The sequence below is a fragment of the Nonomuraea terrae genome (genome assembly GCF_004348995.1).
GTDB classification, from domain to species: domain Bacteria; phylum Actinomycetota; class Actinomycetes; order Streptosporangiales; family Streptosporangiaceae; genus Nonomuraea; species Nonomuraea terrae.
In genome coordinates, this window is the sequence record NZ_SMKQ01000111.1 from 16,564 (window position 1) to 28,307 (window position 11,744).

The 11,744-nt window shown below is 70.9% G+C and carries 11 protein-coding genes; 10 read left to right on the forward strand and 1 reads right to left on the reverse strand.

Annotated elements, in window-relative coordinates; genetic code table 11:
• Positions 1-42: 42 nt before the first annotated feature.
• Positions 43-2,181, reverse strand: coding sequence for an elongation factor G-like protein EF-G2 (locus E1286_RS28680; protein WP_187368235.1), 2,139 nt, complete (start codon positions 2,179-2,181; stop codon positions 43-45).
• 164 nt (positions 2,182-2,345) lie between these two features.
• Between E1286_RS28680 and pgsA the strand changes: the two genes are divergently transcribed.
• From pgsA to E1286_RS28730, 10 genes are all read left to right on the forward strand, one after another.
• Positions 2,346-2,948, forward strand: coding sequence for a phosphatidylinositol phosphate synthase (gene pgsA / locus E1286_RS28685; protein WP_165969952.1), 603 nt, complete (start codon positions 2,346-2,348; stop codon positions 2,946-2,948).
• Positions 2,945-3,853: a phosphatidylinositol mannoside acyltransferase gene (locus E1286_RS28690; RefSeq protein ID WP_132617362.1), complete on the forward strand. Its 909-nt coding sequence runs from the start codon at positions 2,945-2,947 to the stop codon at positions 3,851-3,853. The genes pgsA and E1286_RS28690 overlap by 4 nt, the downstream gene beginning before the upstream one ends.
• On the forward strand, positions 3,850-4,980 hold the full coding sequence (locus tag E1286_RS28695; protein ID WP_132617364.1) for a glycosyltransferase family 4 protein: 1,131 nt from the start codon (positions 3,850-3,852) through the stop codon (positions 4,978-4,980). Before E1286_RS28690 ends, E1286_RS28695 begins: the two co-directional genes overlap by 4 nt.
• Entirely contained in the window at positions 4,977-5,513 is a 537-nt protein-coding gene (locus E1286_RS28700; protein WP_132617366.1) for a LemA family protein, read from the forward strand. Before E1286_RS28695 ends, E1286_RS28700 begins: the two co-directional genes overlap by 4 nt.
• A 63-nt stretch (positions 5,514-5,576) precedes the next feature.
• Positions 5,577-6,593: a DUF3048 domain-containing protein gene (locus tag E1286_RS28705; RefSeq protein ID WP_246075260.1), complete on the forward strand. Its 1,017-nt coding sequence runs from the start codon at positions 5,577-5,579 to the stop codon at positions 6,591-6,593.
• Between the two features lie 116 nt (positions 6,594-6,709).
• Positions 6,710-7,624: a pyridoxal 5'-phosphate synthase lyase subunit PdxS gene (pdxS, locus tag E1286_RS28710; protein WP_132617378.1), complete on the forward strand. Its 915-nt coding sequence runs from the start codon at positions 6,710-6,712 to the stop codon at positions 7,622-7,624.
• Positions 7,625-7,878: 254 nt separating this feature from the next.
• Positions 7,879-9,561 (forward strand): alkaline phosphatase D family protein, encoded by a 1,683-nt coding sequence (locus tag E1286_RS28715; RefSeq protein WP_132617368.1) that lies wholly within the window; start codon positions 7,879-7,881, stop codon positions 9,559-9,561.
• Between the two features lie 91 nt (positions 9,562-9,652).
• Positions 9,653-10,075: a MarR family winged helix-turn-helix transcriptional regulator gene (locus tag E1286_RS28720; RefSeq protein WP_132617370.1), complete on the forward strand. Its 423-nt coding sequence runs from the start codon at positions 9,653-9,655 to the stop codon at positions 10,073-10,075.
• 57 nt (positions 10,076-10,132) lie between these two features.
• A complete protein-coding gene (locus tag E1286_RS28725) occupies positions 10,133-11,299 on the forward strand; it encodes an MFS transporter (RefSeq protein ID WP_246075262.1) in 1,167 nt (388 codons plus the stop codon).
• 15 nt (positions 11,300-11,314) lie between these two features.
• Positions 11,315-11,744, forward strand: a 430-nt coding sequence (locus E1286_RS28730; RefSeq protein WP_223190487.1) for a hypothetical protein, incomplete at its 3' end; no start/stop codon positions are given.

Below are 11,744 nucleotides of genomic sequence, written 5' to 3' on the forward strand. Positions count from 1 at the left end.
CTAAAATAGTGCCGGGAGGGACATGCCCTCCCGGCACGGCCGTCACTCGGCGGCGGCCACCTTGCTCGCCAGGTTCGGCGGCAGCGGCTCGTAGCGCAGGAAGCTCCGGTGGAAGGTGCCGGTGCCGTGCGACATCGAGCGCAGGTCGATGGCGTAACGGGTGATCTCCAGCTGGGGCACCTCGGCCTTGACCAGCGTCCGGCCGTGGCCGACCGGCTCGGTGCCGAGCACCCGCCCGCGCCGCGCCGACAGGTCGGACATCACCGAGCCGACGTAATCGTCGGCCACCAGCACCGACAGCTCGTCCACCGGCTCCAGCAGCAGCGTCGAGACCTTCGACGCGGCCTCCTTGAGCGCCAGCTGCCCGGCGATCTGGAAGGCCATGTCGGAGGAGTCGACGGAGTGGGCCTTGCCGTCGTACAGGGTGACGCGCAGGTCCACCATCGGGTAGCCGGCGACGACGCCGCGTTCCATCTGGGCCCGCACGCCCTTCTCCACCGACGGGATGAACTGCCGCGGCACCACGCCACCGACGATCTTGTCGACGAACTCCAAGCCCGAGCCGGACGGCAGCGGCTCGATCTCGACGTGGCAGATCGCGTACTGGCCGTGGCCGCCGGTCTGCTTGACGTTGCGGCCCGTCGCCTGGCACTTGCCGCCGAACGTCTCACGCAGCGGCACCCGTAGCTCGATCCGCTCGACCTCGACGCCGTGGCGCTTGGCCAGGCGGTCGAGCACCACGTCGGTGTGCGCCTCGCCCATGCACCACAGGACGAGCTGCCGGGTCTCGGCGTTGTTCTCCAGCCGCAGGGTCGGGTCCTCGGCCACGAGCCGGGCCAGGGCCTGCGACAGCTTGTCCTCGTCCGCCTTGGACCTGGCCCTGATGGCCACCGGCAGCAGCGGCTCCGGCATGCTCCAGGCCGTCATGCACAGCGGCCGGTCCACGTCCGACAACGTGTCGCCGGTCTCGGCGCGCGACAGCTTGGCCACCGCCACGATGTCACCCGCGACGCCCTTGGGGGTGGTGCGCTGCTGCTTGCCGAGCGGGCACGACAGGGCGCCGACGCGTTCGTCCACGTCGTGGTCCTCGTGGCCGCGCTCCGCCCCGCCGTGGCCGGACACGTGCACGGTCATGTCGGGCCGCAGCGTGCCGGAGAAGACGCGGACGAGGCTGATGCGGCCCACGTACGGGTCGCTGGTGGTCTTGACGACCTCGGCGACGAGCGGGCCGTCGGGGTCGCACGCGATGCCCTGGACCGGCTTGCCGGACAGGTCGGAGATCTCGGGCATCGGGCGTTCGAGGGGAGACGGGAAGCCCTGCGTGATGAGCTCCAGCACCTCCGTCGTGCCCACGCCGAGCCCGGTGCAGAGCACGGGGTAGAAGCTGCCGCGCGAGACGGCCTTCTCCAGGTCCTCGATGAGCATCATGCCGTCGATGGGCTCGCCCGCGAGGTAGCGCTCCATGAGCGACTCGTCCTCGCTCTCCTGGATGATGCCCTCGATGAGGTCGCCCCGGTACGTCTCGATCTGCGCGGCGTACTCGGCGCCGGGGTCCTTCTCCGCCCGGTCGCCCGAGGCGTAGTTGTAGAACTTCTGCGACAGCAGCCCGATGAGCCCGTTGACGTGACCGTTGGTGATCACCGGGAGATACAGCGGGGCCACGCCGTCGCCGAAGACGTCCTGGCAGGTGACGAGCACCTCGTCGAAGTTGGCCCGCTGGTGGTCGAGCTTGGTGATGACGACCGCGCGCGGCATGCCGACCTGGGCGCACTCCTCCCAGAGCATCTGGGTGAGCCCGTCGATGCCGTCGCAGGCCGACACCACGAACAGCGCGGCGTCGGCGGCGCGCAGTCCCGCGCGCAGATCGCCGACGAAATCGGCGTAACCGGGCGTGTCGAGGAGGTTTATCTTGGCCCCGCCGTACGTCAGCGGGGCCACCGCGAGGTTGACCGACCGCTGCTGCCTGACCTCGACCTCGTCGAAGTCGCTGACCGTGTTGCCGTCCTCCACCCGTCCGGGGCGCTGGACGGTTCCCGTCGCGGCCAGCAGGTGCTCGACCAGCGTCGTCTTCCCTGATCCTGAGTGGCCGACCAGCACGACATTGCGAATCGCGTCCGCCCGGTCGGCCGCGAGTGCCCTGCCCGCGGCTCCCATGGTGCCGCCCGCGTTCTTCTCCGCCACATCAGCCTCCCGCGTACGTCGGTTGGTTCCAACGCCGCGCCCGCACGGAGCGAGTAGAAACCGCATGGACGCGGTGTGTTCACCAAATACCCCTGTGGCGGATATCACAAGGGGGCCGGAGCAAAGAAAGTTGTCAGGTCCCGATGGCCTACGATCGGACGGCGATGCTCAAACTCCTGCGCCCGGCCGTGACCCGGATACTCACCCCGCTGGGCAGGGCACTCGTCGGCCGCGGGATCGGCCCGGACGCCGTCACGGCGGCCGGCACCCTCGGCACGGTCGTGTCGGCTCTGCTCTTCTTCCCCCTAGGCCACCTGACCGTGGGGGCCCTCGTCATCACCGTCTTCGTGCTGTTCGACCTGCTCGACGGTGTGGTGGCCCGGCTCGGCGGGAAGGGGGGCACCACCTGGGGGGCGTTCCTCGACTCGACGCTCGACCGGGTGGCCGACGCCGCCATCTTCGCGGGCCTGATCTTGTATTTCATGTCGAGAGACGACACGCTGATGGCGGCGGTGACATTGCTGTGCCTGATCGCGGGCGCTCTGGTCTCCTACGCCAAGGCCAGGGCCGAAGGGCTCGGGCTGACGGCGGACGTCGGGCTGGCCGAGCGGCCGGAACGGCTCGTCGTGGCGCTGGTCGCGACCTTCCTGTCGGGGCTCGGCGTCCCGTACGTGCTGGCCGCCGGCATGTGGCTGCTCGCGGCGGCCAGCGTCGTCACCGTGGGGCAGCGCGTCATGGCGGTCTACCAGCAGACGAGGCGGACATGAGCGAGAAGGTGTCTTTCGGCGACCGGGTGGTGGCCGCCGGCTTCGCGGCCGGCTGGACGCTCGTGCCGCTGCTGCCGGAGCGCCCGACGGCCGCGGTCTTCCGGTTCCTGGCCGACCGGGTCTGGCGCCGGGGCGGCAAGTCGGTGCGCAGGCTGGAGTCCAACCTGGCCAGGGTGACCGGGCTGGAGCCCGGTAACCGTGAGCTGAGCGAGCTCACCAGGGCCGGGATGCGCTCGTACTTCCGCTACTTCCACGAGGTCTTCCGGCTGCCGTCCATGAGCTCCGAGGAGATCGTGCGCCGCACCCACGTCATCGGGGCCGAGCACATCTTCACCAACCTGGAGGCGGGCAGGGGAGTCGTGCTGGCCCTGCCCCACATGGGCAACTGGGACGCGGCCGGCGCGTGGCTGGTGGGCGTGGGCCATCCGTTCACCACCGTGGCCGAGCGGCTGAGGCCCGAGTCGCTGTTCCGGCGCTACGTCGCCTTCCGCGAGGGCCTCGGCATGGAGGTGCTGCCGCTCACCGGCGGCGACGGCCACAACTTCGGCACCCTCGCCTCGCGGCTGCGCAAGGGGCGCGCGGTCTGCCTGCCCGCCGAGCGCGACCTGACCAAGAGCGGCATCGAGGTGCGCTTCTTCGGCGCTACCACCAAGGTGCCCGCCGGGCCGCCGCTGCTGGCCGTGCAGACGGGCGCGGCGCTGCTGCCCGCCGTCGTCTACTTCGTCGGCGACGAGTGGGGCATCCACATCCACGAGGAGGTGCCCATGCCCGAGGAGGGCACCCGGCAGGAGAAGGTCGCCTTCCTCGCGCAGCGCATGGCCGAGGTGTTCGAGAAGGGCATCTCCGAGCACCCCGACGACTGGCACATGCTGCAGCGGCTCTGGCTGGAGGACCTGCCGCGATGAAGGTCGGCATCGTCTGCCCCTACTCCTGGGACATGCCGGGCGGCGTCAAGCAGCACATCGACGACCTGGCCCAGGCGCTCATGGCCCAGGGACACGACGTGTCGGTGATCGCCCCAGCGGCCGACGACGACGAGCTGCCCGCCTACGTGACGGGGGCCGGCCGGGCGGTGCCGGTGCCGTACAACGGGTCGGTGGCGCGGATGTCGTTCGGCTTCCTGTCGGCGGCGCGGGTGCGGCGCTGGGTGCGTACGGGCGAGTTCGACGTGCTGCACATCCACGAGCCGCTGATCCCGAGCCTGGGCGTGCTGGCCTGCTGGGCCGCCAGGGGGCCCATCGTGGCGACGTTCCACGCGTCGTTCCAGCGCTCGCGCGCCATCGCGGTGGCCGAGCCGCTGCTGCAGAGCGCGCTGGAGAAGCTGAGCGGGCGCATCGCGGTCTCCGACGCCGCGCGCAAGAGCCTGGTCGAGCAGTTCGGCGGCGACGCGGTGCTGATCCCCAACGGCGTCACCGTCTCCCGCTACACGGAGGCCGAGCCGCTCGGCGGCTGGGGCCCCGACGGCGCCACGATCGGCTTCCTCGGCCGCATGGACGAAGAGCGCAAGGGCCTGCCGATCCTGCTCGACGCCTTCCGCGTGCTCGCGGCCGAGCGCCGCGACCTCAAGCTGCTCATCGCCGGGCCCGGCGACGCGAAGGACGTCTACGAACGGGTGCCGAAGGAGTTCCACGACCGGGTGACCGTGCTCGGCATGGTGAGCGAGGCCGACAAGATCCGCGCCTACCACTCGGTCGACGTGTTCTGCGCCCCCAACACCCGCGGCGAGAGCTTCGGCATCGTGCTGGCCGAGGCGATGGCGTCCGGGGCGACGGTGCTGGCCAGCGACATCCCGGCGTTCCGCAGGGTGCTGGGGGAGGGGCAGGCGGGCGCGCTGTTCGCCAACGGCGACCACGCCTCGCTGGCGCGCGAGGCCGCCGCGCTGCTCGACGACCCCGAGCGCCGCGCCAAGCTGGCGGCCGAGGCGCTGGTGGCGGTGCGGAAGTACGACTGGTCCACGGTGGCCCGCGACGTCGTGCGCGTCTACGAGACGGTCACCACGAGCGGCGCCGGCCGGGTGGAGGAAGACCTGTGACCACGACCATCCTGATCGTGGGGATCGTCGTCGTGCTCGCGGCGGTCTACATCTCCTGGCGCGCGGGCCGGCTCGACCGCCTGCACATCCGGCTGGAGCTGGCCCAGGAGTCGCTGGACGCCGCGCTGATGCGGCGCCGGGCCGTGGTGCTGGAGCTGGCCGGCTCGCGCCTGCTCGACCCGGCCACGTCGCTCGTGCTGGCCACGGCGGCCCACGAGGCCAGGACGGCCGGGCCCGAGGAGCGCGAGCACGCCGAGAGCGACCTGTCACGCGCCCTGCGGGCGGTGGTGGACCAGGAACGCTTCCGCGAGAAGCTGTCGGAGTCGCCCGCGGGCCGCGAGCTGCTGGAGGAGCTCGACACCGCCGTGGCCAAGGTCGTCTACTCGCGCCGCTTCTACAACAACGCGGTCGCGGTCACCCGTGCGGCGCAGCGGCGCTGGCTGGCCAGGACCCTGCGCCTGGCCGGGCATACCGCCTACCCGCGATTCTTCGAGATCGATGACAATCCGCCGGCGACTATGGCAACCGAATGACCTGATTTGGTGAAGCCAGTAAGCTTCATCCCGTTTAAGGGTCGAAGCAAGGAGTGTTGTCACGTGCGGCTACCCCGGATGATCATGATCTGGCTGACGGGCGCGGCCGTGGTGGTGCCCGTCGCGGCCTGTTCCTCCAACGAACCGGCGCCGGGCAAGGCGCCGCAGGCCGCCACGCTGGCTCCCGAGGAGCCGGAGCAGGAGCCGGTCAAGACCCATCCGTTCACCGGCAAGCCGTACGAGTCGCTCAAGCCGGTGGTCGCGGTGAAGATCGAGAACACCGCGGCCGGCAAGCCGCAGCTCGGGCTGAAGAGCGCCGACATCGTCTACGTCGAGCAGGTCGAGGCCGGCCTGACCCGGCTCATGGCGATCTTCTCCTCCAAGCTGCCGCCCAAGGTCGGCCCGGTGCGCAGCGCGCGGATCTCCGACCTGCACATCGCGCCGCAGTTCGGCAAGCCCGCCTTCGCCTACTCGGGCGCGCAGAGCAAGCTGCTGCCGTACATCGCCGAGGCGTCGCTGTTCGACGTGGGCGACACCAGGAACCCCGGCGCGTACTTCCGCCAGCCGGGCCGCGTCGCGCCCTACAACCTGTTCGCCAACACCAAGCAGCTGCTGGCCAAGGCGCCGAAGGCGAGCAAGGCCAAGGACGTCGGCTTCACCTTCGGCGATCCGCCGGCCGAGGGCGGCGTGGACCGCGCGTCGTACACCGTCAAGTGGCCCGCCGCGCGCTTCACCTTCCGCTGGTCGGAGGCGAAGAAGCAGTGGATGATCTGGCAGGACGGCAAGAAGGACATCGCCGCCGAGGGCGGCCAGCTCGGCGCGCCGACCGTCGTCGTCCAGTACACCAAGACCGAGCGCTCGGAGTTCCACGACTCCAACGACAGCTACACGCCGCTCGTGCACACCACCGGCAAGGGCTCGGCGATCGTGCTGCGCGACGGCAAGGCGTACAAGGCGAAGTGGGAGCGGGAATCGGAGGACGGCGGCACGACGTTCACCACGGAGAGCGGTGAGCCGATGAACTTCGCGCCCGGGCAGGTCTGGGTGGCGCTGGCCAGCCGCAAGCCTGTCATCCCCTGAGCCAGACTGTAGGGACGTCTCGATAAATCCTGACATTGTGGCATGTCGGGGGACGGGTCCGTCAGGACCTACGATAGTCCTGACAAACGTACCGATCGCCGTGAGAGCCCGTGAGGATGACCGTGTCCAGCAGCACGCCAGAAAGCACCCCCGTCACCGGAACCGCCCGCGTCAAGCGCGGCATGGCCGAGATGCTCAAGGGCGGCGTCATCATGGACGTCGTCACCCCCGAGCAGGCCAAGATCGCCGAAGACGCCGGCGCCGTCGCCGTCATGGCCCTTGAGCGCGTGCCCGCCGACATCCGCGCCCAGGGCGGCGTGTCCCGGATGAGCGACCCCGACATGATCGACGGCATCGTCAACGCCGTCTCGATCCCCGTGATGGCCAAGGCCCGCATCGGCCACTTCGTCGAGGCCAGGGTGCTGCAGGCGCTCGGCGTCGACTACGTCGACGAGTCCGAGGTGCTGACGCCCGCCGACTACGCCAACCACATCGACAAGTGGCAGTTCACCGTGCCGTTCGTGTGCGGTGCCACCAACCTCGGCGAGGCCCTGCGCCGCATCACCGAGGGCGCGGCCATGATCCGCTCCAAGGGCGAGGCCGGCACCGGCGACGTCTCCAACGCCGTCACCCACATGCGCACCATCCGCGCCGAGATCAAGCGCCTCACCTCGCTGCCCGAGGACGAGCTGTACGTCGCCGCCAAGGAGCTGCAGGCGCCGTACGAGCTGGTCGCCGAGGTGGCCAAGACCGGCAAGCTGCCGGTGGTGCTGTTCACCGCGGGTGGTATCGCCACCCCGGCCGACGCCGCGATGATGATGCAGCTCGGCGCCGAGGGCGTGTTCGTCGGCTCGGGCATCTTCAAGTCGGGCGACCCGGCCAAGCGCGCCGCGGCCATCGTCAAGGCCACGACCTTCTACGACGACCCCGACGTCATCGCCAAGGTCTCGCGCGGTCTGGGCGAGGCCATGGTCGGCATCAACGTCGACGAGATCCCGCAGCCGCACCGGCTGGCCGAGCGCGGCTGGTAGGCGTCCAGGCGACCGCGGCACGCGGCGCGTCTGCGCAGGCCACAGATCCTCCTGTGACATGATCGCTCGCGGCGGGGCGGGTCGCACGGCCCGGCCCGGCGGGGGGCGCCACAGCCTGACGGCGGAAATTTCAGGAAAAGGCGGCATCCGCGAAGGATGTCGTCTTTTTTGTCGGCTGGAGTTCACCGACGCGTCATGATTCCGAGTCAAGCTCGGGGCGTCCGGCACCCTTGATCGTCGAGCAGGAGCCACACGTGTCCCGACTGAACCGAAGGCACTTCCTCGTCACCGGCTTAGCGGCGGGCGCCGCCGCCGCGATCCCCGCCGCCACCGCGCACGCCGACCCCGACCCCGCCGCCGAGACCGCCGCCACGCTCGCCTCGCGCGGGCTGCGCACCGACCCGTTCACCCTCGGCGTCGCCAGCGGCGACCCCGACCACGAGGGCCTCGTGCTGTGGACCCGCCTCGCCCAGGAGCCCCTGGCCGAGGACGGGCTCGGCGGCATGCCGCAGCGGCCCTTCACCGTTCAGTGGCAGGTGTACGCCGACGAGCGCGCCCGCCGTGTCGTGCGCTCCGGCGGGGCCGTGGCCGCGCCCGAGTGGGGCCACAGCGTCCACGTCGAGGTGGACGGCCTGCGCGCCGACGGCGAGTACTGGTACCGCTTCCGCGTCGGCCCGTACGTCTCGCCGCTCGGCCGCGCCCGCACCGCCCCGCACCCGGGGTCGTACGGCGGCGCCCTGTCGATGGCGTTCGTCTCGTGCGCGCAGTACGAGCACGGCTACTTCACGTCGTACCGCCGCCTGGCCGAGGACCACCCCGACCTCATCCTGCACCTGGGCGACTACCAGTACGAGTACACCAGGAACAGCTACACGATCCCCGGCGGCAACGTCCGCCACCACGAGGGCCCCGAGACCGAGACCCTGGCCAACTACCGCCAGCGCCACGCCCAGTACAAGGCCGACCCCGACCTGCAGGCCGCGCACGCCGCCGCGCCCTGGCTGGTCGTCTGGGACGACCACGAGCTGGACAACAACTGGGCCGACGAGGTGCCCGAACGGCCGGAGAACCCGCAGCCGAACTTCCTCGCCCGGCGTGAGGCCGCCTTCCGCGCGTACTACGAGAACATGCCGCTGCGCCGCACCTCGATCCCGCGCGGCATCGACATGCAGCTCTACCGGCGCGTCCGGTGGGGCCGGATGGCCACGTTCCACATGCTCGACACCCGCCAGTACCGCGACGACCAGGGCTGCGGCGACGGTTACCGCGACTGCCCGGACGCGGTCGACCCGGCCCGCTCCATCACCGGCGCCGAGCAGGAGTCGTGGCTGCTGGACGGCTTCCGCACGTCGCGGGCCCAGTGGGACGTCCTCGGTCAGCAGGTCTTCTTCGCCCAGCGCGACAACAACGCCGGCCCGGCCAAGATCACCTCGCAGGACGCCTGGGACGGCTACGTCGCCTCCCGTCAGCGCATCACGCAGGGCTGGATCGACGCCGAGGTGCGCAACGCGGTGGTGCTCACCGGCGACGTGCACGCCCACTGGGCCAGCGACCTCAAGCTCGACTACGACGACCCGACCGGGCCCACGGTCGGCTCGGAGCTGGTCGCCACGTCGATCTCGACCGGCGGCGACGGGGCCGACTCCGACCCGGCACAGCATCCGTTCCTGGGGATCAACCCGCACCTGAAGTTCTACAACAACCAGCGCGGCTACGTGCTGACCACGATCGAGCGCGACCGGATGACGGCCGACTTCAAGGTCGTGCCGCGGGTCCAGGCGCCCGGCGCCGAGGCGTACACGCGGGCCACCTTCGTCATCGAGGACCGCGTGCCCGGCGTGCAGCAGGCGTACGTGCGCCCGCTCGACCCCTCGCTGCGCATCAGGCAGGAGATGACGGTGGAGGAGACCGTCCGCCTGGAGACCGAACGCCCGTAATGTGGGCACTCGCCCGGCTCCGGAATCCGGGGCCGGGCTTTTTCATGTCATGTCACGGAATATTAGACAAGCTAAGTTAGTTGGGCTAAGTATGCGGGACGATCCCACCCACCTGGCCGAGCAGGTCGCCGTGGTGCTGCGTCACCTGGTCTTCCTGCTCAGGCGCTACTCCGCCGGACAGCCCCTGACCAGCCAGCAGTACGGCGTGCTCGGCTCGCTCGAACACGGCCCCCGGCGCATGACGGCGCTCGCCGAAGATCACGCCGTGCAACTCCCCACCATGACGGTCCAGATCAACCGGCTGGAGGACGCGGGCCTCGTGGCGCGCGGCACGGACCCGGCCGACGCCCGCGTCAGGACGGTCGAGCTCACCGCCGAGGGCCGCGAACGGCTGCAGAACGTCCGCAGGTCGCGGATCGCCAACCTCACCCGTGAACTGGCCGCGCTCACCGAGGACGAGCGCGCCACACTCGCGGCCGCCCTGCCCGTCCTGGCGAAACTCGGCCGCTCGTAGCCACGCGTACGCAAAAGGAGCACCATGCAAACCGGCGGCGGAATCCTTCGCCAGCCCATGTCCGTCTGGGCGACCGCGTTCGCGGCGGTCGTCGCCTTCATGGGCATCGGCCTCGTCGATCCCATCCTGCCCTCCATCGCGCAGGGCCTCGAGGCCACGCCGAGCCAGGTCTCGCTGCTGTTCACCAGTTACTTCCTGGTGACGGCCGTGGCCATGCTGGTCACCGGCTGGGTCTCCAGCCGCATCGGCGGCAAGCGCACGCTGCTGGCCGGCCTGGCGCTGGTGGTCGTCTTCGCCGCGCTGGCCGGGACCTCCACCAGCGTCGCGGAGCTGGTCGGCTTCCGCGCGGGCTGGGGCCTCGGCAACGCCCTGTTCGTGGCCACCGCGCTCGCCGTCATCGTCGGCGCCGCCAGCGGCGGCGCGGAGTCGGCCATCATCCTGTACGAGGCCGCGCTCGGCCTGGGCCTGTCCACCGGCCCCCTCGTCGGCGCCCTGCTCGGCGACTGGAGCTGGCGGGCCCCGTTCTTCGGCACCGCCACGCTCATGGCCGCCGGCTTCGTGCTGATCGCCGCGCTGCTCGAGCCGAGTGCCAAGCCGGCGGTGAAGACCAGACTCAGCGCGCCGCTCAAGGCCTTGACCCATGGCGGGCTGGCCACGACCGCCTGCACCGCGCTGTTCTACAACTTCGCGTTCTTCACGCTGCTCGCCTTCACGCCGTTCATCCTGCACATGTCCCCGTACGGCATCGGCGCCGTCTTCTTCGGCTGGGGCGTCTGCGTGGCGCTGGCGTCGGTGTTCGCCGCGCCGCCGCTGCAGCGCAGGATCGGCTCGGTGAACGTGCTGCACCTGGCGCTGGCGCTGCTGGCCGTCTTCCAGATCGGCATCGCGCTGTCCGGCCACGCGGGCGTCATCGTCTTCACCATCCTGGCGGGCATCCCCATCGGCCTGAACAACACCGTCTTCACCGAGTCGGCCATGGAGGTCTCCGACGCCCCGAGGCCCGTGGCCTCGGCCGGCTACAACTTCGTGCGCTGGACGGGCGGCGCGCTGGCGCCGTTCATCGCCACCAAGCTGGGCGAGGAGATCGACCCGGGGATGCCGTACTGGGTCGGCGCCGCCTGCTGCGCGGTCGGCATGGTCGTCCTCGTCCTGCGCCGCCACCACCTGCGGGCCCTGGCCCGCGTGGACGCCGTCCTCGACGTACGGACGGCCCCCGCGCCGTGACCTCTTCATGGTTGTATGTCGCACATGGTGTGGGGGCTGGTCCTGACGCTCGCGGCAAGCGCTCTCACGGCTCCCGCCCGCGCTGAGCCGCCGGTGACGCTGTCGGCGATGACGTGGAACGTCTGCACCGGCACCAACTCCCTCTGCCCCCTCTACCGCGCGAGCGCGGTCGAGCTGGCGGAGAACATCGGCCGGCACGCCCTCGGCGCACCGATCGAGCCCGGCGTGATCTTCCTCCAGGAGTTCTGCACGGGCGCGACCGGCACCCTGGAACTGTGGCTGGAACGGCGCACCGGCCGGAGCTGGACGATCGGCTCGTGGGGCCTGACCTCCCACGACGGCACACCATACGCCTGCCATCCCGACCGGCTCGGCCGCCCGCGAGGCGCGCAGAGCATCGCGGTCGCGGTGGCCGGCGAGCGGGCCGCCTTCGAAACCCACCCGC